Below are 21,702 nucleotides of genomic sequence, written 5' to 3'. Positions count from 1 at the left end.
TTCTCCGCAAAATCAGCGTAAAGAGAGGTATTCCGCAACCGGGCCTAGCGCGAGGGCGGGGATAAAGGTCAGGGCACCCATCAGCAGAACGGTGCCAATCAGCAGGCCGACGAACAGCGCGCCGTGAGTCGGTAACGTACCGGTGGTGGTCGGCTGGATCTTCTTATTCACCAGTGCTCCAGCGATCGCCATGACGGGAATAATCACCCCGAAACGCCCAACGAACATGCAAAATGCCAGCAGGCAGTTCCAGAACGGTGAGTTGGCGCTTAACCCTGCAAAGGCGCTGCCGTTGTTGTTAGCGGCAGACGAAACGGCGTAAAGCACTTCGCTAAAGCCGTGAATGCCCGGGTTAAAGATGCCGCTGCGACCGGCTTCGGTCATCAGCGCCAGCGCGGTGCCGAGCAGCACAAGGGCGGGGGTAACCAGGATCGCCAGTGCGGTTAGCTTCATTTCGCGGACGTCGATTTTTTTGCCGAGATACTCCGGCGTACGGCCGATCATCAGCCCGGCGATAAATACGGCGAGCAGAACGAACAACAGCATCCCGTACAGCCCCGAGCCAACCCCACCGAAGACCACCTCGCCAGTCTGCATCAGCCACATGGGGATCATGCCGCCGAGCGCGGTGAAAGAGTCGTGCATGGCGTTCACCGCCCCGCAGGAGGCTGCCGTGGTGACCACCGCATAGAGGCTGCTGGCAAGAATGCCGAAGCGGCTCTCTTTGCCTTCAAGGTTAATATTGCTGTTAGCGCCCAGCTGCATGAAGTGGCTGTTGCCGTTCCATTCGGCCCACATCACCAGTGCGACGCAGACCACGAAGATCAACGACATTGCCCACAGCAGCGTGCGTCCCTGACGGCGATCGTTAACCACATCGCCAAAGGCGAAGCAGAGCGCGGCGGGGATCAGGAAGATCACCAGCATCTGCACAAAATTGGTTAATGCCGTTGGGTTTTCAAACGGATGCGATGAGTTGGCGTTAAAGAAGCCGCCGCCGTTGGTACCCAGCATCTTGATCGCTTCCTGCGACGCCACTGGCCCCATTGGCAGAAGTTCTCTGGCGCCTTCAAGCGAGGTGTAAGGGGTATAAGGCAGCAGGTTTTGCAGGGTGCCTTGTTGAATAAAGAACAGGGCAATAATCAGCGCAACAGGCATCAGGATCCAAAGGACGATGCGCGTGACGTCAACCCAGGCGTTGCCGAGGGTGCTGATATTTTGACGGGCAAACGCGCGCGTCAGGGCGAAGATCACCGCGATACCGCTGGCCGCAGAAAGAAAGTTTTGCACGGTTAACCCAGCCATCTGGCTGAAGTAGCTGAGCGTGGTTTCCCCTGCGTAAGACTGCCAGTTGGTGTTGGTGACAAAGCTGACCGCCGTGTTCAGCGCCAGATGCCAGGATAAACCGGGTAACTGCTGCGGGTTCAACGGCAGACTGCCCTGAAGCATCAGCAGCGTAAAGAGGGCAATAAGTCCCACGATATTCAGAAGCAGGATTGCCATCAGGTACTGGCGCCAGTTCATTTCCCGGTCGCTGATACCTGAAATGCGCCAGAGCACGTTTTCAATGTTTCTCGTGCCCGGCAATGGCACGTTGTTGATCAGCCGCGCCAGCGCTGTTCCCAGCGGCCTGGCGAGCACAAACAGCACCAGTAAAAAGCTGGCAATAAGCAAAAACGCCTGAGCAGCCATCAGAACGCCTCCGCATTAATCAGGGCATAAATCAGATAACCCAATAACAGGAACACCAGCACGATGCCGGCAATCAGACCTGCACTCACACTCCACCTCCGGGTGACGTTTGTTGTTGTACAAACGGTAGGATTTATGGCGCAAAGATTTCGCAAAAATCAGAAGGGTGGGTGTAAAAAAAGTATAAAAAAGGGAAAGACCACAATTTAACTATTGGTAAGTAAATTGTTAACTTTTTTGTAACTTAATTACGGGCGTGAATGTAAATATTCACGAAATGGATGAAAATAAGTGGTCGGATGAGTAGTAAAATTACAAACAAAACGGTATTATTTTAACCAAGTCACAGATTTCACATTTTCCGGAGAAGGTTTCCGGCCAACTACAGGGGAGAAAATTATGAATCTTTATAAAGAGTTTCCGGCTCATATCATTTTCATGCGTCGCACTTTCGCCGTAGTGGCTGGCGTGCTGGCCCTGCCGGTGATGCTGTTCTGGAAAGATCGCGCACGTTTCTACAGCTACCTGCACCGCGTCTGGGCGAAAACCAGCGAAAAGCCGGTGTGGATGGATCAGGCTGAGAAAGCCACCTGCGATTTCTACTGATACGGCGCGACGTCGTAGCCATAAAAAAACCGCCTACAGCAATGTGGCGGTTTTTTTGTCCCTCGGGATTCGCGGTCCGTTGGGTAATCTTGCAGCCCCTACCCGGGATTTTTATCATACCCTTCTTTAAAAAGTTCGCAATCCACTTCACCTTTATAAATTCCTAATTTTACTGAAATAACTTACTTTTGGCGTTGGTGTTAATTATGATGCCACGTCCCTTTCCGCCATCTCGCAAATGGGCATCGGTCCTGGGAAAGGTGTATCCATAGCCGTAAAGCAGCCCACCTACCAGGGCTTGTGTCCACCGATTTATCACCCGTGGTGATAGGTGGAGCGGTTAGCAGCAGGGACCGCATAGTGAAACGCTATTTATGCATTGCGTTCATTGTCGCCAGCGTACTCGTTGTAAAGAGTGATAAACCGGATGTGTTTATTGCCTTTACCCCGATAGCGCAGGACAAGTAGCGTTAAGGCCGCCTCGGGCGGCCTTTTTTATTTCATCCCGTCTACACTTCATGGCAAAGTAGTTCAATGCGTGCCTTTTTCCTTTTACGGCATGCCCTTACGGACATAATGGACAATCGCCTGGAGTTTTATGCCCACCCATCTGGTTTGGTTTCGCGCGGATTTACGCATTCACGACAACTTCGCCCTCGCGGCGGCCTGCCGCGCTAAAGACGCGAATGTGCTGGCCCTGTTTATCGCCACGCCTGAACAGTGGCAGCAGCATGACATGGCGCCCCGGCAAGCGGCATTGCTCAGCGCATATCTGAATGACCTGCAACATTCCCTGGCCGAAAAAGGCATTCCACTGATCTATAAAGAGGCGACTGATTTTGCCGCGCAGCGCCAGACGGTGCAGGCAATCTGCCAGCAGCACGCAGTAACGCATCTTTATTACAACTATCAGTATGAATTTAACGAGCAGCAGCGGGATCGCCTGCTGGAGAAAACGCTTTCGGGGGTGATCTGTGAAGGCTTTGATGACAGCGTGATGCTCGCGCCGGGTAGCGTAATGACCGGCAGTCACGAGATGTATAAAGTGTTCACCCCGTTTAAAAATGCCTTTATCAAGCGGCTGAAAGAGGGGCTGCCAGAGTGCGTTACCGCCCCGGCCGTGAGAGGGGAAACGATAACGGATCTGCCAGCGATGAGGCTGAATTATCCCCAGCAGTCGTTCGATGAAACGGTATTCCCCGCCAGCGAGAAAGCGGCCATCGCCCGGTTGCGTCAGTTCTGCACACAGGGGGCGGCGGATTACGAGGCGCGTCGGGATTTCCCCGCTGTTGAAGGCACCAGCCGCTTGTCGGCCTGTTTAGCGCTGGGTGCGCTCTCTCCACGCCAGTGTTTACATCGGCTGCTGGCGGAACAGCCTCATGCGTTAGACGGGGGAGCGGGCGCAGTGTGGCTGAACGAACTGATCTGGCGTGAGTTTTATCGCCACCTGATGACGTATCATCCTGATTTGTGTAAACATCGGCCCTTCATTCGCTGGACCGAACAGGTACAGTGGCAGTCGAATGAGACGCTGCTTAAGGCATGGCAGCGTGGGCTCACCGGTTTTCCGATTGTTGATGCGGCTATGCGGCAACTCAATGAAACCGGGTGGATGCATAACCGTCTTCGTATGATTACCGCCAGCTTCCTGGTGAAGGATCTGCTTATCGACTGGCGAACCGGAGAGCGTTATTTTATCTCTCAGCTGATCGATGGCGATCTGGCGGCGAATAACGGCGGCTGGCAGTGGGCGGCCTCCACCGGAACGGATGCGGCGCCCTATTTTCGGATCTTCAATCCGACCACGCAGGGACAACGATTTGACGCCGACGGCGAGTTTATTCGTCGCTGGGTGCCTGAACTTAAGGATGTTCCCGCCAAAGCCATCCATGAACCCTGGGTATGGGCGGATAAACAGCGTGTTACCCTGAACTATCCCCGTCCCATTGTTGACCATAAACAGGCGCGCGTCGCCACGCTGGCGGCGTACGAAGCCGCCCGAAAAGTTTGAGAGAATGATGATGAAAAACAGTGAACTGGAACGCCTGATTAACGAAAAACTCAACACCGCCTCGTTTAGCGACTACGGCCCGAATGGCTTGCAGGTGGAGGGGCGCGACACGGTGCAAAAAATCATCACCGGCGTGACGGCAAGCCAGGCGCTGCTGGATGAGGCGGTGCGCCAGGAAGCCGATGCGGTGATCGTCCATCACGGTTACTTCTGGAAAAACGAATCGCCGATTATCCGCGGTATGAAGCGCAATCGCCTCAAAACGCTGCTGGCGAATGACATCAACCTGTACGGGTATCACCTGCCGCTTGATGCGCATCCTGAACTGGGGAATAACGTTCAGCTGGCGCAGCTGCTGGGGATTACCGTGATGGGCGAAATTGAACCCCTGGTGCCGTGGGGTGAACTGTCGATGCCAGTACCAGGGCTGGAGCTGGCCTCGTGGATCGAAGCGCGCCTGGGGCGGCGTCCGCTGTGGTGCGGCGACACCGGGCCGGATACCGTGAAGCGCGTGGCATGGTGTACCGGTGGTGGCCAGGGCTTTATTGACAGCGCAGCGCGTTTCGGTGTCGACGCCTTCATTACCGGCGAAGTCTCCGAGCAGACGGTTCACTCTGCCCGTGAACAAGGCCTGCATTTTTACGCGGCAGGCCATCACGCCACCGAGCGTGGCGGCATCCGCGCCCTCAGCGAGTGGCTGACGGAAAATACCGATCTGGATGTGACCTTTATTGATATCCCTAATCCGGCCTGATGAGAGGTAGTTAAGTGCAGCGAGCGCGTTGTTATCTTTTGGGTGAAACCGCAGTGGTTCTGGAGCTTGAGCCGCCGGTGACGCTTGCCACGCAAAAGCGTATCTGGCGGCTGGCACAGCGTCTGCCTGAAATGCCGGGCGTGGTTGAAGCTATTCCGGGCATGAATAATATCACCGTGGTGCTACGCGATCCGCACACGGGGGCGCTGGATGCTATTGAGCGTCTGCAACGCTGGTGGGAGGAGAGCGAGGCGCTGGAGCCGGAATCGCGGGCGATTGAGATCCCCGTTGTCTATGGCGGCAGGGGAGGCCCCGACCTTGGCGTGGTGGCCGGGCACTGTGGATTAACGGAAAAGCAGGTTGTAGAGCTGCATAGCTCGGTCAACTATGTTGTCTGGTTTTTGGGATTTCAGCCGGGCTTTCCCTATCTGGGCGGGTTATCGCCCCAGCTGCATACGCCGCGCCGCGCCGAACCGCGCCTGAGCGTACCGGCGGGCACGGTAGCGATTGGTGGCGAGCAAACGGGAATTTATCCGCTCGCTTCACCGGGAGGCTGGCAACTGATCGGGCACACCTCCACGCCGCTATTTGAACCAGGCCAGGACGCGCCGATACTCCTGCGTCCGGGGGACACCCTGCGCTTTATACCGCAGAAGGAGGGGGTATGTTAACGCTTATTCGCGCAGGGCTTTACACCTCGGTACAGGATGCCGGGCGTTTTGGGCTGCGTCAGTCCGGCGTGAGCTACTGCGGTGCGCTTGACCGTCCGTCGCTGGAGATTGCCAACCTGCTGGTTGGCAATGCAGGCAGCACGGCAGCGCTGGAAATTACGCTGGGCCAGTGTGAGATTGAATTTGGTGAGGAAACCTGGTTTGCCTTAACCGGTGCAGGCTGTGATGCGACGCTGGACGGCAAAGCGGTGTGGACCGGCTGGCGCCTGCGGGCGAAGGCCGGGCAGCGTTTGACGCTCAAGCGTCCTCTCCACGGCGTGCGTAGCTATCTTGCGGTGGCGGGGGGCATCGATGTGCCGGAGGTGTTGGGATCGTCCAGCACCGACCAGAAAGCAGGTATAGGCGGCCATGAAGGACGGCTGCTGCGCGACGGCGATCGTCTGCGAATAAAACCCTCAACGCGGCATTTCACCACCACGCAGGGTGTGAAACAGCTGCTGTGGGGGAACGTGATCCGCGCCTTACCGGGGCCGGAATACCAGGAGTTTGATGAAGCCGCGAAAGAGTCTTTCTGGCGCTCGCCGTGGAAGATCAGCCCGCAGAGCAACCGCATGGGTTACCGGCTTCAGGGGCAGCCGCTGACCCGCACGACTGACCGGGAGCTGCTTTCTCACGGTCTGCTGCCGGGCGTGATTCAGGTGCCGGGCAACGGGCAGCCCATCGTACTGATGAACGATGCGCAAACGACGGGTGGATATCCGCGTATTGCCTGCATTATCGAAGCGGATCGCTACCATCTGGCGCAAATTCCTCTCGGTCAGCCGATTCATTTTGTGCAGTGTTCGCTGGAGGAGGCGCTGAAGGCGCGGCAGGATCAGCAGCGCTATCTCGAACAGCTGGCGTGGAGGCTCGATGGTAAAGATTGATTTAAATGCCGATCTGGGGGAGGGCAGCAGCGCCGATGCGGCACTGATGACGCTGGTCACCTCGGTCAACATCGCCTGCGGCTTTCACGCGGGCGATGCGCAGACCATGCTGGAGAGCGTGCGCAATGCCATGAAAAACGGCGTTGCGATTGGCGCTCACCCCAGCTTTCCCGACCGGGAGAACTTTGGCCGCACGGCGATGGATCTGCCGCCGGAGACGGTGTACGCGCAAACGCTCTACCAGATCGGCGCGCTGGAGGCGATAGTGCGCGCTGAGAACGGCGTGATGCGCCACGTGAAGCCGCACGGCATGCTCTATAACCAGGCGGCGAAAGATCCGGCGCTGGCGGACGCCATTGCCCGCGCGGTGCGGGACTGTAATCCGCAACTGATTCTGGTGGGCCTGGCGGGCAGCGAGCTTATCCGTGCCGGAGAACGGCTGGGGCTGACGACGCGGCAGGAAGTGTTTGCCGATCGGGGATACCTGCCGGACGGTAGCCTGGTTCCGCGTACGCAGGCCGGTGCGCTGATTACCGACGAAGCTAAAGCACTGGCGCAAACGCTGGAGATGGTGCGCGCTGGACGTGTCACCGCCGTGGATGGAACGTCCGCAAACGTTCAGGCCGATACGGTGTGTTTACACGGCGACGGCGAGCATGCGCTCCAGTTTGCGCGACGCCTGCGGGCGGCGTTCTCGGACGAGGGCATTCTTGTCAGCGCTGAATAATCATGAAAGGACAATAACATGCCAGAAGGTCCGGAGATCCGCCGCGCGGCGGATAGCCTGGAGGCGGCGATAAAGGGCAAACCGCTGACTCACGTCTGGTTTGCTTTTCCTCAACTGAAACCGTTTGAATCACAACTGGTGGGGCAGACGGTGACCCACATTGAAACGCGCGGCAAAGCGTTACTCACCCACTTTTCCCATAACCTGACGTTATATAGCCACAATCAGCTTTACGGCGTCTGGCGGGTGGTGGAGGCGGACGAGCAACCGCAAACGACCCGCGTTCTGCGTGTAAGACTACAAACGGCGGATAAGGCGATCCTGCTCTACAGCGCCTCTGATATCGAAATGTTAACGCCGGAGCAGCTGCTGACGCATCCGTTCTTACAGCGTGTCGGGCCAGACGTGCTGGACATGCGCCTGACGGCGAGCGAGGTGAAAGCCCGGCTGTTATCCCCCGCATTCCGCAACCGGCAGTTTTCCGGGCTGTTGCTCGATCAGGCATTTCTGGCGGGGCTGGGAAATTACCTGCGGGTGGAAATCCTCTGGGAAGTGGGGCTGGTACCGCAGCACAAAGCGTCGCAGCTGAGCGATGAACAGCTGGAGGCGCTGTCGCACGCGTTACTGGCTATTCCGCGGCTGTCGTACAACACGCGTGGCGTGGTGGATGAGAACAAGCATCACGGGGCGCTGTTCCGCTTCAAGGTGTTTCATCGGGCGGGTAAAAAGTGCGAGCGGTGCGGTGGGGTGATTGAGAAGGCGACGATCTCTTCCAGACCGTTTTACTGGTGTCCTGGGTGCCAGATGTAAAAGCAAAACGGCAACGAAAGTTGCCGTTTTTAATATTTTCACCCTCTCCCCGTGGGAGAGGGCCGGGGTGAGGGCATCAGGCCGCACCCAACGTTTATTAGCGCTTAATATCAGACTTAAAATCACGCTGCTCGTAGCCGGTATACAGCTGACGAGGACGGGCGATTTTCATGCCTTCGCTGTGCATTTCGTTCCAGTGGGCAATCCAGCCCACGGTACGCGCCATGGCGAAGATCACGGTGAACATGGAGGACGGAATACCCATCGCTTTCAGAATAATGCCAGAGTAGAAATCGACGTTCGGGTAGAGTTTCTTCTCGATGAAGTACGGGTCGTTCAGCGCGATGTGTTCCAGCTCCATCGCCACTTCCAGCAGATCATCTTTGGTGCCCAGCTCTTTCAGCACTTCGTGACAGGTCTCACGCATAACGGTCGCGCGCGGGTCGTAGTTTTTGTAAACACGGTGACCGAAGCCCATCAGACGGAAGGAGTCATTCTTGTCTTTCGCGCGGCGCACGAACTCAGGAATGTGCTCAACGGAGCTGATCTCTTCCAGCATCTTCAGCGCCGCTTCGTTCGCGCCACCGTGCGCCGGTCCCCACAGGGAGGCGATACCCGCGGCGATACAGGCGAACGGGTTCGCGCCGGAAGAGCCTGCGGTACGGACGGTAGAGGTAGAGGCGTTCTGTTCGTGGTCAGCGTGCAGGATCAGAATACGGTCCATGGCGCGTTCCAGCACAGGGTTTACTTCGTACTCTTCGCACGGCGTAGAGAACATCATGCGCAGGAAGTTACCGGCGTAGGAGAGGTCGTTGCGTGGATACACAAACGGCTGGCCGATGGAGTATTTGTAGCACATCGCCGCCATGGTAGGCATTTTGGACAGCAGACGGAACGCCGCAATATCACGGTGACGTGGGTTATTCACGTCCAGAGAATCGTGGTAGAACGCCGCCAGCGCACCGGTAATCCCGCACATGACCGCCATCGGGTGAGAGTCACGACGGAACGCATGGAACAGACGGGTGATCTGCTCATGGATCATGGTGTGACGGGTCACGGTGGTTTTGAATTCATCGTACTGCGCCTGCGTCGGTTTTTCGCCGTTCAGCAGGATGTAGCACACTTCCAGATAGTTGGATTCGGTGGCTAACTGATCGATGGGGAAGCCGCGATGGAGCAGGATACCTTCGTCACCGTCAATGTAGGTGATTTTGGATTCGCAAGATGCGGTGGAGGTGAATCCAGGGTCAAAGGTGAATACCCCTTTGGAACCCAGCGTACGGATATCAATAACATCCTGACCGAGCGTGCCTTTTAGCACATCCAGTTCAATAGCATCATCACCATTTAGGGTGAGTTTTGCCTTTGTATCAGCCATTTACGGTCTCCTTAGCGCCTTATGCTTAAGACTGCTTTTACCGGATTTGCCTTCAGCTGTTAATCACCGTTACCAGATTGTTATTTGGCTTACCGCTCAGCTCACGAGGAGAAACCAGGGTACAGAGCTATGGCGCCTTGCAGGTAAACGAATGAAATATCAGTGAAACAACAGCAAATCAGCGTTTTTGCAGTCCGAATTATTCAAACCTGTATATCACTAATAACTGTCCTGATAACTTCGGTCAATACCATCACACTGTTACATAACTATTTGTCAGGTGAAAGAGAGACCTCATAACTTTTGCGCATTATATGCCTTTTCTGATGACGTTTGTAACAATATTGTTTAACATTTGTCAAATCAGATGATTAAAAATTAAAAAGATGTTGTTATCGTGACCCCGATCACTGTTCCAGAGAAAACCCAACAAACTGTATGTAGGTTAATTGTAATGATTTTGTGAACGGCCTATACTGCCGCCAGGTCTCCGGAACACCCTGCAATCCCGAGCCACCCAGCGTTGTAACGTGTCGTTTTAGCATTTGGAAGCAATGTTTTGCATGACGCGCAGTTATAGAAAAGGAACGCTGTCTGACCCGCATCGCAGTCCGGAGGAAGGAAACAATAAGAACAGCATGTGGGCGTTATTCATGATAAGAAATGTGAAAAAACAAAGACCTGTCAATCTGGATCTCAAAACGATCCGATTCCCTGTAACAGCAATAGCGTCCATTCTGCACCGTGTTTCTGGTGTGATTACGTTTGTGGCGGTTGGTATCTTGCTGTGGTTACTGGGAACCAGCCTCTCATCCCCTGAAGGATTCCTCCAGGCCTCAGCCATTATGAACAGCTTCTTCGTGAAATTTATCATGTGGGGCATTCTGACCGCGCTGGCCTATCACGTTGTTGGCGGCGTTCGCCACATGCTGATGGACTTTGGCTACCTGGAAGAGACGTTCGAGGCCGGTAAACGTACCGCTAACATTTCATTTGTGATCACTGTCGTGCTTTCACTTCTCGCAGGAGTTCTCGTATGGTAAGCAACGCCTCCGCATTAGGACGCAACGGCGTACATGACTTCATTCTGGTCCGCGCTACCGCCATCGTCCTCACGCTGTACATCATCTATATGATCGGTTTCTTCGCGACCAGCGGGACGCTGACGTGGGAAATCTGGAGTGGTTTCTTCGGATCGGCCTTCACCAAAGTGTTCACCCTGCTGGCGCTGTTCTCCATCCTTATTCATGCCTGGATCGGCATGTGGCAGGTGTTGACCGATTACGTTAAACCGCTGGCGATTCGCCTTCCGCTGCAACTGATTATTGTTGTTGCTCTGCTGGTTTACGTCATTTATGGATTTGTTGTGGTGTGGGGTGTGTAATGAAACTGCCAGTCAGAGAATTTGATGCTGTTGTGATTGGTGCGGGTGGCGCAGGTATGCGTGCCGCACTGCAAATTTCCCAGAGCGGCCAGACCTGTGCGCTGCTTTCTAAAGTTTTCCCGACCCGTTCCCACACTGTGTCTGCGCAGGGCGGTATCACCGTTGCGCTGGGTAATTCCCATGAAGATAACTGGGAATGGCACATGTACGATACGGTAAAAGGTTCCGATTACATCGGTGACCAGGATGCCATCGAATATATGTGTAAAACCGGCCCGGAAGCGATTCTGGAGCTGGACCACATGGGTCTGCCGTTCTCCCGTCTGGAAAATGGCACTATTTATCAGCGTCCGTTTGGTGGCCAGTCGAAGAACTTCGGCGGCGAGCAGGCGGCACGTACCGCGGCGGCGGCTGACCGTACCGGCCACGCGCTGCTGCACACGCTGTATCAGCAGAACCTGAAAAATCACACCACCATCTTCTCCGAGTGGTACGCGCTGGATCTGGTGAAAAACGCCGATGGCGCCGTGGTGGGGTGTACCGCACTGTGCATCGAAACCGGTGAAGTGGTCTATTTCAAAGCCCGCGCAACCGTGCTGGCGACCGGCGGCGCAGGCCGTATCTATCAGTCCACCACCAACGCCCACATCAACACCGGTGACGGCGTTGGGATGGCGATCCGCGCGGGCGTGCCGGTGCAGGATATGGAGATGTGGCAGTTCCACCCAACCGGTATCGCCGGTGCGGGCGTACTGGTCACCGAAGGCTGCCGCGGTGAAGGTGGTTACCTGCTGAACAAACACGGCGAACGCTTCATGGAGCGTTATGCCCCGAATGCGAAAGACCTGGCGGGTCGTGACGTGGTGGCGCGTTCCATCATGATCGAAATCCGTGAAGGCCGCGGCTGTGACGGCCCTTGGGGTCCACACGCGAAGCTTAAACTCGACCATCTGGGTAAAGAAGTGCTGGAATCCCGTCTGCCGGGCATTCTGGAACTGTCCCGCACCTTCGCCCACGTCGACCCGGTAAAAGAGCCGATTCCGGTTATCCCAACCTGTCACTACATGATGGGCGGTATTCCGACCAAAGTGACCGGTCAGGCGCTGACCGTGAACGAGCAGGGTGAAGACGTGGTGATTCCTGGCCTGTTCGCGGTCGGCGAAATTGCCTGCGTATCCGTTCACGGCGCAAACCGTCTGGGCGGCAACTCCCTGCTGGACCTGGTGGTATTCGGTCGTGCGGTGGGGCTGCATCTCCAGGAATCCATCGCCGAGCAGGGCGCGCTCCGTGATGCGACCGACGATGAAATCGATGCCTCTCTGGAACGCCTCAACCGCTGGAACGGCAACCGTAACGGCGAAGATCCGGTGGAAATTCGCAAAGCGCTGCAAGAGTGTATGCAGCACAACTTCTCGGTATTCCGTGAAGGTGACGCGATGGCCAAAGGGCTTGAGCAGCTGAAAGCGATCCGCGAGCGTCTGAAGAATGCCCGTCTGGACGACACCTCCAGCGAGTTCAACACTCAGCGCGTTGAGTGTCTGGAGCTGGATAACCTGATGGAAACCGCGTTTGCAACCGCCATGTCGGCAAACTTCCGTACCGAAAGCCGTGGCGCCCATAGCCGCTTCGACTTCCCGGATCGTGATGACGAAAACTGGCTGTGCCATTCCCTGTATCTGCCAGAGTCGGAAACCATGACGCGTCGTAGCGTTAACATGGAACCGAAACTGCGTCCGGCGTTCCCGCCGAAGATTCGTACTTACTAATGCGGAGACAGGATAATGAAACTCGAATTCTCAGTTTATCGTTATAACCCGGATGTAGACGATGCTCCGCGTATGCAGGATTACGCCCTCGAAGCGGAAGAAGGTCGTGACATGATGCTGCTGGATGCCTTAATCCAGCTGAAAGAAAAAGATCCTACGCTGTCGTTCCGCCGCTCCTGCCGTGAAGGGGTATGTGGCTCAGACGGCGTGAACATGAACGGCAAAAATGGCCTGGCCTGTATCACGCCGATTTCAGCGCTACAGCGTCCTGGCCAGAAAATTGTGATCCGTCCTCTGCCAGGCCTGCCGGTCGTGCGTGATTTGGTGGTGGACATGGGACAATTCTATGCACAATATGAGAAGATTAAGCCTTACTTATTGAATAATGGGCAAAATCCACCCGCTCGCGAGCACTTACAGTCTCCTGAGCAGCGTGAAAAACTCGATGGGTTGTACGAGTGTATTCTCTGTGCATGCTGTTCAACGTCATGCCCGTCATTCTGGTGGAACCCGGATAAATTTATCGGCCCTGCGGGTTTGCTGGCTGCCTATCGCTTCCTGATCGACAGCCGCGATACCGAAACCGAGAATCGTCTGGAAGGGTTAAGTGATGCTTTCAGCGTATTCCGCTGCCATAGCATCATGAACTGCGTCAGTGTGTGTCCTAAGGGGCTGAACCCGACGCGCGCCATCGGCCATATTAAGTCGATGTTGTTGCAGCGCAGTGCGTAAGTAACAACGCCGGATGGCGCTGCGCTTATCCGGCCTACGTAACAGTAGGCCCGGTAAGCGTAGCGCCACCGGGCAAATTGCAGAAACCTTTAAAAACTGCCCTGAAGTTTAGACAGTTTCTAAAGGTTCCTTCGCGGGCCAAAAGAAAAAGAGCTCGCAGGTGAACCCCGGCACGTACACGTGGTGTGCGTGGTAGTTTCTACGGCGAAAGTAAGCATAAAAATGCTTAAGGGATCACGATGCAGAACGGCGCAATGAAAGCCTGGCTGGACTCTTCTTACCTCTCTGGTTCAAACCAGAGCTGGATAGAACAGCTCTATGAAGACTTCTTAACCGATCCTGACTCAGTGGACGCAAACTGGCGTTCCATGTTCCAGCAGTTGCCTGGTACAGGGGTCAAACCGGATCAATTCCATTCAAAAACACGTGATTATTTCCGTCGTCTGGCGAAGGATGCCTCACGTTACTCTTCTGCGATTTCCGACCCTGACACCAATGCGAAGCAGGTTAAAGTCCTGCAACTTATCAACGCTTATCGCTTCCGTGGTCACCAGCATGCGAATCTCGATCCGCTGGGACTGTGGCAGCAGGAACGTGTGGCGGATCTCGATCCGGCTTATCACGATCTGACCGAGGCCGATTTCCAGGAAAGCTTTAACGTAGGTTCTTTTGCCATCGGCAAAGACACGATGAAGCTGGGCGATCTGATTGATGCGCTCAAGCAAACCTACTGCGGCTCCATCGGCGCGGAATATATGCACATTACCTCCACCGAAGAGAAACGCTGGATCCAGCAGCGTATCGAATCCGTGGCAGGCCACGCGAATTTCTCAGCAGATGAGAAAAAACGTTTCCTCAGCGAACTGACCGCAGCGGAAGGCCTTGAGCGCTATCTGGGCGCGAAATTCCCGGGCGCAAAACGCTTCTCACTGGAGGGCGGCGATGCGCTAGTCCCGATGCTGAAAGAGCTGATTCGTCATGCCGGTAAGAGCGGCACGCGCGAAGTGGTGCTGGGCATGGCGCACCGTGGTCGTCTGAACGTGCTGGTTAACGTACTGGGTAAAAAACCGCAGGATCTGTTCGACGAATTTGCGGGTAAACATAAAGAGCATCTCGGCACCGGTGACGTGAAGTACCACATGGGCTTCTCGTCGGATATCGAAACCGAGGGCGGTCAGGTTCACCTGGCTCTGGCGTTTAACCCGTCGCACCTGGAAATCGTCAGCCCGGTAGTTATCGGTTCCGTGCGTGCGCGTCTGGATCGTCTGGACGAGCCGAGCAGCAATAAAGTGCTGCCAATCACCATTCACGGTGATGCGGCGGTCACAGGGCAGGGCGTGGTTCAGGAAACCCTGAACATGTCGAAAGCGCGTGGTTATGAAGTGGGCGGTACCGTTCGCATCGTGATCAACAACCAGGTGGGCTTCACCACCTCTAACCCGCTGGATGCGCGTTCCACCCCGTACTGCACCGACATCGGTAAAATGGTTCAGGCACCCATCTTCCACGTTAACGCGGATGACCCGGAAGCCGTTGCTTTCGTTACCCGTCTGGCGCTGGACTTCCGTAACACCTTCAAGCGCGACGTGTTCATTGACCTCTTCTGCTACCGCCGTCACGGCCACAACGAAGCGGATGAGCCAAGTGCAACCCAGCCGCTGATGTACCAGAAAATCAAAAAACACCCGACGCCGCGTAAAATCTACGCTGACAAGCTGGAAAGCGAAAAAGTGGCGACGCTCGAAGATGCGACCGAAATGGTCAACCTCTATCGCGACGCGCTGGACGCGGGTGAATGCGTGGTGAAAGAGCTGCGTCCAATGAACATGCACTCCTTTACCTGGTCGCCGTACCTCAACCACGAGTGGGACGAGAGCTACCCGAACAAGGTAGAGATGAAGCGTTTGCAGGAGCTGGCTAAACGCATCAGCACCGTGCCGGAAGCGATCGAGATGCAGTCCCGCGTGGCCAAAATCTATGGCGACCGTCAGGCAATGGCGGCGGGTGAGAAGCTGTTCGACTGGGGCGGCGCGGAAACGCTGGCTTACGCGACGCTGGTTGACGAAGGCATTCCGGTTCGTCTGTCCGGTGAAGATGCGGGTCGTGGCACCTTCTTCCACCGTCACGCGGTGGTGCACAACCAGTCTAACGGTTCAACGTACACTCCGCTTCAGCACGTGCATAACGGTCAGGGCCAGTTCAAGGTCTGGGACTCCGTGCTGTCAGAAGAAGCGGTGCTGGCCTTCGAATACGGCTATGCCACCGCAGAACCGCGCACCCTGACCATCTGGGAAGCGCAGTTCGGTGACTTTGCTAACGGTGCGCAGGTTGTTATCGACCAGTTCATCTCCTCCGGCGAGCAGAAGTGGGGCCGTATGTGCGGCCTGGTGATGCTGCTGCCGCACGGTTACGAAGGACAAGGGCCGGAGCACTCCTCCGCGCGTCTGGAACGTTATCTGCAACTCTGCGCCGAGCAGAACATGCAGGTTTGCGTACCGTCCACCCCGGCTCAGGTCTACCACATGCTGCGTCGTCAGGCGCTGCGCGGTATGCGTCGTCCGCTGGTGGTGATGTCGCCGAAATCCCTGCTGCGTCATCCACTGGCGGTCTCCAGCCTGGAAGAGCTGGCAAACGGCACCTTCCTGCCAGCCATCGGAGAAATTGATGAGCTGGATCCGCAGGCCGTTAAGCGTGTGGTGATGTGTTCTGGTAAGGTTTATTACGACCTGCTGGAACAGCGCCGTAAGAACGATCAGAAAGATGTCGCCATCGTGCGTATCGAACAGCTTTATCCGTTCCCGCATCAGGCTATGCAGGAAGTGCTGAAACAGTACGCTCACGTTCATGATTTTGTCTGGTGCCAGGAAGAGCCGCTCAACCAGGGCGCCTGGTATTGCAGCCAGCATCATTTCCGTGAAGTGATTCCATTTGGGTCTGCTCTGCGTTATGCAGGTCGCCCGGCCTCCGCCTCTCCGGCGGTAGGGTATATGTCCGTTCACCAGAAGCAGCAACAAGATCTGGTCAATGACGCGCTGAACGTCGATTAATTAAAGGATACATAATGAGTAGCGTAGATATTCTTGTTCCCGACCTGCCTGAGTCCGTAGCAGATGCAACCGTCGCCACCTGGCACAAAAAACCAGGCGACGCGGTAACCCGTGACGAAGTGCTGGTAGAAATCGAAACTGACAAAGTGGTACTGGAAGTACCGGCTTCAGCGGATGGCATTCTGGATGCAGTCCTGGAAGATGAAGGTACAACCGTCACCTCTCGCCAGATCCTGGGTCGCCTGCGTGAAGGCAACAGCGCGGGCAAAGAGTCCAGCGCCAAATCTGAAGAGAAAGCGTCTACCCCGGCCCAGCGCCAGCAGGCGTCTCTGGAAGAGCAAAGCAACGACGCGCTCAGCCCGGCGATCCGTCGCCTGCTGGCTGAGCACAGCCTCGACCCGGCAGCCATCAAAGGCACCGGCGTAGGTGGCCGTCTGACGCGCGAAGACATCGACAAGCATCTGGCAAAAGCGCCTTCTGAGGCGAAAGCAGAAGCGAAAGCGCCTGCGGCAGCACCAGCGGCACAGCCAGCGCTGGGCGCACGCAGTGAAAAACGCGTGCCGATGACCCGCCTGCGTAAGCGCGTGGCCGAGCGTCTGCTGGAAGCGAAAAACTCCACCGCGATGCTGACCACCTTCAACGAAGTGAACATGAAGCCAATCATGGACCTGCGCAAGCAGTACGGTGACGCGTTTGAAAAACGTCACGGTATCCGTCTGGGCTTCATGTCCTTCTACGTGAAAGCGGTCGTTGAAGCGCTGAAACGCTACCCGGAAGTGAACGCGTCTATCGATGGCGATGACGTGGTTTACCACAACTACTTCGACGTCAGCATGGCGGTTTCTACCCCACGTGGCCTGGTGACTCCGGTTCTGCGTGACGTGGACACCCTGGGTATGGCTGACATCGAGAAGAAAATCAAAGAGCTGGCCGTGAAAGGCCGCGACGGCAAGCTGACCGTAGAAGACCTGACCGGCGGTAACTTCACCATTACCAACGGCGGCGTATTCGGCTCGCTGATGTCTACCCCGATCATCAACCCGCCGCAGAGCGCGATCCTGGGTATGCATGCCATTAAAGATCGCCCGATGGCGGTAGACGGTAAAGTGGATATCCTGCCAATGATGTACCTGGCGCTCTCTTACGATCACCGCCTGATCGATGGCCGCGAGTCCGTGGGCTTCCTGGTTGCCATTAAAGAGCTGCTGGAAGATCCAACGCGTCTGCTGCTGGACGTCTAGTTTTTGCAGTCTTGCCCGGCGGCGCGTTGCTTGCCGGGCCTACAAAAGCACTACCTAACGATTACCTGAAGGATGGATAGAACACATGAACTTACATGAATATCAGGCCAAACAGCTGTTTGCCCGGTATGGCTTACCGGCTCCGGTGGGTTATGCCTGTACTACCCCGCGTGAAGCAGAAGAAGCCGCATCTAAAATCGGTTCCGGCCCGTGGGTAGTTAAGTGTCAGGTTCACGCTGGTGGCCGTGGTAAAGCGGGCGGTGTGAAGGTTGTTAAGAGCAAAGAAGAGATTCGTGCGTTTGCTGAACATTGGCTCGGCAAGCGTCTGGTGACCTACCAGACAGATGCGAACGGCCAGCCGGTTAACCAGATCCTGGTGGAAGCGGCGACCGACATCGCGAAAGAACTGTACCTGGGCGCGGTTGTTGACCGTAGCTCCCGTCGCGTGGTGTTCATGGCGTCTACCGAAGGCGGCGTGGAAATCGAAAAAGTGGCGGAAGAGACCCCGCACCTGATCCACAAAGTGGCTATCGATCCGCTGGCAGGCCCAATGCCTTACCAGGGTCGCGAGCTGGCATTCAAACTGGGTCTGGAAGGTAAACTGGTTCAGCAGTTCACCAAGATCTTCATGGGTCTGGCAACGATCTTCCTGGAGCGCGATCTGGCGCTGATCGAGATCAACCCGCTGGTGATCACCACCCAGGGCGACCTGATCTGCCTCGACGGCAAACTGGGCGCTGACGGCAACGCGCTGTTCCGCCAGCCGGATCTGCGCGAAATGCGCGACCAGTCTCAGGAAGATCCGCGTGAAGCGCAGGCTGCACAGTGGGAGCTGAACTACGTGGCGCTGGATGGCAACATCGGCTGCATGGTTAACGGTGCGGGCCTGGCAATGGGTACCATGGACATCGTTAAGCTGCACGGCGGTGAGCCAGCAAACTTCCTCGACGTGGGCGGTGGCGCAACCAAAGAGCGCGTAACCGAAGCGTTCAAAATCATCCTCTCTGACGACAATGTTAAAGCGGTACTGGTTAACATCTTCGGCGGCATCGTCCGTTGCGACCTGATTGCTGACGGCATCATCGGTGCGGTAGAAGAAGTGGGCGTGAACGTTCCGGTGGTTGTACGTCTGGAAGGGAACAACGCTGAACTCGGCGCGAAAAAACTGGCTGACAGCGGCCTGAATATTATTGCAGCGAAAAGTCTGACGGATGCAGCTCAGCAGGTTGTTGCCGCAGTGGAGGGGAAATAATGTCAGTTTTAATTAATAAAGATACCAAGGTTATCTGCCAGGGCTTCACCGGTAGCCAGGGGACTTTCCACTCTGAACAGGCGATTGCCTACGGCACGCAGATGGTTGGCGGCGTAACGCCAGGTAAAGGCGGCACCACGCACCTGGGCCTGCCGGTGTTCAACACCGTGCGTGAAGCGGTAGAAGCAACGGGCGCAACCGCGACCGTGATCTACGTTCCGGCGCCGTTCTGCAAAGACTCCATTCTGGAAGCGATCGACGCAGGCATCAAACTGATCATCACCATCACCGAAGGTATCCCGACGCTGGATATGCTGACCGTGAAGGTGAAGCTGGACGAAGCTGGCGTGCGTATGATCGGCCCGAACTGCCCAGGCGTTATCACCCCGGGCGAATGCAAAATCGGCATCATGCCGGGCCACATTCACAAGCCGGGTAAAGTGGGTATCGTTTCCCGTTCCGGCACCCTGACCTATGAAGCGGTTAAGCAGACCACCGATTACGGTTTCGGCCAGTCCACCTGCGTGGGCATCGGCGGTGACCCGATCCCTGGCTCTAACTTCATCGACATCCTGAAGCTGTTCCAGGAAGATCCACAGACTGAAGCGATCGTGATGATCGGTGAAATCGGTGGTAGCGCGGAAGAAGAAGCGGCGGCTTATATCAAAGATCACGTAACCAAGCCGGTTGTCGGTTACATCGCGGGTGTGACCGCGCCGAAAGGCAAGCGTATGGGTCACGCGGGCGCGATTATCGCTGGCGGTAAAGGTACGGCTGATGAGAAATTCGCAGCGCTGGAAGCCGCAGGCGTGAAAACCGTTCGCAGCCTGGCGGATATCGGCGAAGCACTGAAATCCATCATTAAGTAAGTCCTCTCTGCTCCCCGGACGGGGAGCGTTGAAGTATAAAAATGTCCGTTTCGACATGGTTGGCCGCTGTAAAGCGGCCTTTTTTTATAACGTCACGCTGACCCCGGCGAAAAGGGTGAACTCCGGTAAATAGTCCCCTTTATGCGCCACGGTCCATTGCGGCTCCACAAACGCGCTCATCACTTTATCGCCCATCGGCCAGGCGCGTCCGCCGCCAAACCCGAGTGGAATGGAATAATCGTCACTTTTCATATTCCAGGTCCAGATGCCGGAAGTGCGTAAATACCAGCCTTTTGGCAATTTATAGACCACGATGGGCTGAAACGTCCCTGTTTCAACGTCATCACGTTCGCCATCGCCTGCAAAACTTTTTTGCCACTGCACCAGCGTGCCCGCCATCCACCGGGGGCTGGATTTGATGGCGATAGCGGATAACCCCGCCTGCCATTTACCGCTTCCCAGTTCGTCTTCCGAGGCGGAAGAGGCCGTGATTAGTGGCCCGACGCCGATTTTAACCCCTTCCTGTTTAAGCAGAAAAATATCGAACAGATTGATATCACCTAACCCGGTGCTGTAGCCGCTGCCGGGCTGGGGGCGGGTAGCGAGCGGGACGGTCATGCGCAGGATCTGCGGCACAGGCACCCAGTCGTTAGCGGCAATCGGCACGGTTGCGCGTAGCAGAGTATCGTTGGTGTGCTGATCGCTACCGTAAAGCTGCGGGGTGTAATAGTCCTGAAGCGCAATGGACGTGGACAGATGTAACGGATTGGTCGCTTTTTCTACGGCATCCGTCTCCTCCGCCAGGCACAGCCCTGGCAACGCGCCCAGCAGCGCGAGAATAACTGTTATACAGCGCATCGGCGTTGTCTCCTTACCAGAGATACTGGAGCCTGAAGGTCCACGTGGTGACGTCTGGCGAGGCATCGCGATGTTTGGCTGTATCGGTGTAAGCGACCATTCCGCCAAAGTGCGGGGTAAGCATAAAACCGACAGAACCGCCCAGCAGCACGTTTTCCTGCTCATCGTCCTGTAACTGCCCATCGACGCGGGTTTCACCGCCTTTTGCCCAGCTTCCGTCTAATGACAGCCACAGCGCGGGGGAGAGCGTATAGCTCCAGTGGCCTTCCAGCGTGTAGAGCGGACGCTGCTCAAGGCGGCTATTTTGCTGATAGTCTTTATTGTCGGTGTAAAAACTTACCCAACTGTTCAGCTCCAGCCAGCTTGCGCCGATGGGCACACCAAAGGCCAGTTCCGGCTTAAAGGACCAGCGGTTCGCACCGATGTTGATCGTATTGCTGCTATCGTAGTCGCCGGTTGGTAACGTGAGCCACATGGCGGCGCTGAGAAACATTTCAGGCTGCCAGCGGCGAAACTCCTCTTCGCTTAGCGCGGGGGCACCAAACAGGTTATGGGCAAAAATAACCTGCGTATCCCCGAGATTTTCATGGCTCAACGATCCGGTGAAATAACGGGCGTTATCGAGCGAGGCCGTCACGCTGGCGTAAGGTTGAATGATCTGAATCGCGGATATCCGCCCGTCAATATCAAAAGAGCGGGCATAGCGCAGCAGGTAGAGATCTGCATCAACGCTCGCGCCGTCCACGGGCAGGGCGCTGTCAATGGAGGTGTTGGTGTGAATATTATTGTAGTAACCAAAAACCAGGTTCTTATCTTTAGGCAGGTTTTGCCAGTCGCGGGCATTATCGGCGCGCACATAGACCGGCAATAGGACGAGCAGCATCCCCACTATCAAAACAATAATGGCGACCAAAAGGTTACGCTCAGAGCTTCGCATAAAGCCCTCCTGTTATTTTTATTGCGCACGGCTCCCGC

Annotated in this window: 20 protein-coding genes; 15 read left to right on the top strand and 5 right to left on the bottom strand. The window is 56.1% G+C overall.

Annotation, left to right across the window (positions count from 1 at the left end; translation table 11 throughout):
* Positions 1–12 precede the first annotated feature (12 nt).
* A complete protein-coding gene (gene kdpA / locus ACOTX7_RS05660) occupies positions 13–1,692 on the bottom strand; it encodes a potassium-transporting ATPase subunit KdpA (RefSeq protein ID WP_221257087.1) in 1,680 nt (559 codons plus the stop codon).
* Entirely contained in the window at positions 1,692–1,781 is a 90-nt protein-coding gene (kdpF, locus tag ACOTX7_RS05655) for a K(+)-transporting ATPase subunit F (protein WP_003858638.1), read from the bottom strand. The genes kdpA and kdpF overlap by 1 nt, the downstream gene beginning before the upstream one ends.
* Positions 1,782–2,091: 310 nt before the next feature.
* Between kdpF and ACOTX7_RS05650 the strand changes: the two genes are divergently transcribed.
* The 7 genes from ACOTX7_RS05650 (at position 2,092) to nei (ending at position 8,197) form a co-directional block, all read left to right on the top strand.
* Complete coding sequence (locus tag ACOTX7_RS05650) at positions 2,092–2,298, top strand: YbfA family protein (RefSeq protein WP_221257088.1); 207 nt, start codon at positions 2,092–2,094, stop codon at positions 2,296–2,298.
* Positions 2,299–2,896: 598 nt separating this feature from the next.
* The gene (gene phrB / locus ACOTX7_RS05645; protein WP_221257089.1) at positions 2,897–4,309 is read left to right on the top strand and encodes a deoxyribodipyrimidine photo-lyase; all 1,413 of its coding nucleotides are present in this window, start codon (positions 2,897–2,899) and stop codon (positions 4,307–4,309) included.
* Between the two features lie 10 nt (positions 4,310–4,319).
* On the top strand, positions 4,320–5,063 hold the full coding sequence (locus ACOTX7_RS05640; protein ID WP_032673753.1) for a type 2 GTP cyclohydrolase I: 744 nt from the start codon (positions 4,320–4,322) through the stop codon (positions 5,061–5,063).
* Positions 5,064–5,077: 14 nt separating this feature from the next.
* A complete protein-coding gene (gene pxpB / locus ACOTX7_RS05635; protein ID WP_205924224.1) occupies positions 5,078–5,734 on the top strand; it encodes a 5-oxoprolinase subunit PxpB in 657 nt (218 codons plus the stop codon).
* Positions 5,728–6,660, top strand: a complete 933-nt coding sequence (gene pxpC, locus ACOTX7_RS05630; RefSeq protein ID WP_213826463.1) for a 5-oxoprolinase subunit PxpC — start codon at positions 5,728–5,730, stop codon at positions 6,658–6,660. Before pxpB ends, pxpC begins: the two co-directional genes overlap by 7 nt.
* A complete protein-coding gene (gene pxpA / locus ACOTX7_RS05625) occupies positions 6,647–7,387 on the top strand; it encodes a 5-oxoprolinase subunit PxpA (protein WP_221257090.1) in 741 nt (246 codons plus the stop codon). The genes pxpC and pxpA overlap by 14 nt, the downstream gene beginning before the upstream one ends.
* Before the next feature lie 18 nt (positions 7,388–7,405).
* Complete coding sequence (gene nei / locus ACOTX7_RS05620) at positions 7,406–8,197, top strand: endonuclease VIII (protein WP_221257091.1); 792 nt, start codon at positions 7,406–7,408, stop codon at positions 8,195–8,197.
* A gap of 97 nt (positions 8,198–8,294) precedes the next feature.
* Here nei and ACOTX7_RS05615 read toward each other — a convergent pair whose 3' ends face one another.
* Positions 8,295–9,578, bottom strand: coding sequence for a citrate synthase (locus tag ACOTX7_RS05615; RefSeq protein ID WP_006809584.1), 1,284 nt, complete (start codon positions 9,576–9,578; stop codon positions 8,295–8,297).
* A 638-nt stretch (positions 9,579–10,216) separates the two neighbouring features.
* On the opposite strand from ACOTX7_RS05615, the gene sdhC reads away from it, so the two are divergent.
* The 8 genes from sdhC to sucD all read left to right on the top strand — a co-directional run bounded on the left by sdhC (position 10,217) and on the right by sucD (position 19,869).
* Positions 10,217–10,621 (top strand): succinate dehydrogenase cytochrome b556 subunit, encoded by a 405-nt coding sequence (gene sdhC / locus ACOTX7_RS05610; RefSeq protein WP_026080740.1) that lies wholly within the window; start codon positions 10,217–10,219, stop codon positions 10,619–10,621.
* On the top strand, positions 10,615–10,962 hold the full coding sequence (gene sdhD / locus ACOTX7_RS05605) for a succinate dehydrogenase membrane anchor subunit (RefSeq protein ID WP_003858621.1): 348 nt from the start codon (positions 10,615–10,617) through the stop codon (positions 10,960–10,962). The genes sdhC and sdhD overlap by 7 nt, the downstream gene beginning before the upstream one ends.
* Positions 10,962–12,728 carry a succinate dehydrogenase flavoprotein subunit gene (gene sdhA / locus ACOTX7_RS05600; RefSeq protein WP_003858619.1) on the top strand — a complete coding sequence of 589 codons (1,767 nt, stop codon included), beginning with the start codon at positions 10,962–10,964 and terminating at the stop codon, positions 12,726–12,728. The genes sdhD and sdhA overlap by 1 nt, the downstream gene beginning before the upstream one ends.
* Before the next feature lie 15 nt (positions 12,729–12,743).
* The gene (locus tag ACOTX7_RS05595; protein ID WP_221257092.1) at positions 12,744–13,460 is read left to right on the top strand and encodes a succinate dehydrogenase iron-sulfur subunit; all 717 of its coding nucleotides are present in this window, start codon (positions 12,744–12,746) and stop codon (positions 13,458–13,460) included.
* A gap of 239 nt (positions 13,461–13,699) precedes the next feature.
* Positions 13,700–16,507: a 2-oxoglutarate dehydrogenase E1 component gene (gene sucA / locus ACOTX7_RS05590; protein WP_006809581.1), complete on the top strand. Its 2,808-nt coding sequence runs from the start codon at positions 13,700–13,702 to the stop codon at positions 16,505–16,507.
* Positions 16,508–16,521: 14 nt separating this feature from the next.
* Positions 16,522–17,748, top strand: a complete 1,227-nt coding sequence (odhB, locus tag ACOTX7_RS05585) for a 2-oxoglutarate dehydrogenase complex dihydrolipoyllysine-residue succinyltransferase (RefSeq protein WP_221257093.1) — start codon at positions 16,522–16,524, stop codon at positions 17,746–17,748.
* Between the two features lie 85 nt (positions 17,749–17,833).
* On the top strand, positions 17,834–19,000 hold the full coding sequence (gene sucC / locus ACOTX7_RS05580) for an ADP-forming succinate--CoA ligase subunit beta (RefSeq protein ID WP_006809579.1): 1,167 nt from the start codon (positions 17,834–17,836) through the stop codon (positions 18,998–19,000).
* Positions 19,000–19,869, top strand: coding sequence for a succinate--CoA ligase subunit alpha (gene sucD / locus ACOTX7_RS05575; protein ID WP_006809578.1), 870 nt, complete (start codon positions 19,000–19,002; stop codon positions 19,867–19,869). The genes sucC and sucD overlap by 1 nt, the downstream gene beginning before the upstream one ends.
* Positions 19,870–19,953: 84 nt before the next feature.
* Here sucD and ACOTX7_RS05570 read toward each other — a convergent pair whose 3' ends face one another.
* Both ACOTX7_RS05570 and ACOTX7_RS05565 read right to left on the bottom strand, forming a co-directional pair.
* Positions 19,954–20,727, bottom strand: a complete 774-nt coding sequence (locus ACOTX7_RS05570) for a hypothetical protein (protein ID WP_221813069.1) — start codon at positions 20,725–20,727, stop codon at positions 19,954–19,956.
* A gap of 13 nt (positions 20,728–20,740) precedes the next feature.
* Entirely contained in the window at positions 20,741–21,664 is a 924-nt protein-coding gene (locus tag ACOTX7_RS05565; protein ID WP_047354241.1) for a transporter, read from the bottom strand.
* Positions 21,665–21,702: the final 38 nt, after the last annotated feature.

The organism is Enterobacter cloacae complex sp. IR5418 (genome assembly GCF_049238105.1).
Taxonomy (GTDB): domain Bacteria; phylum Pseudomonadota; class Gammaproteobacteria; order Enterobacterales; family Enterobacteriaceae; genus Enterobacter; species Enterobacter hormaechei.
The sequence above is the reverse complement of the archived record's forward strand: the minus strand, read 5'-3'. Positions and strand labels throughout refer to the sequence as shown.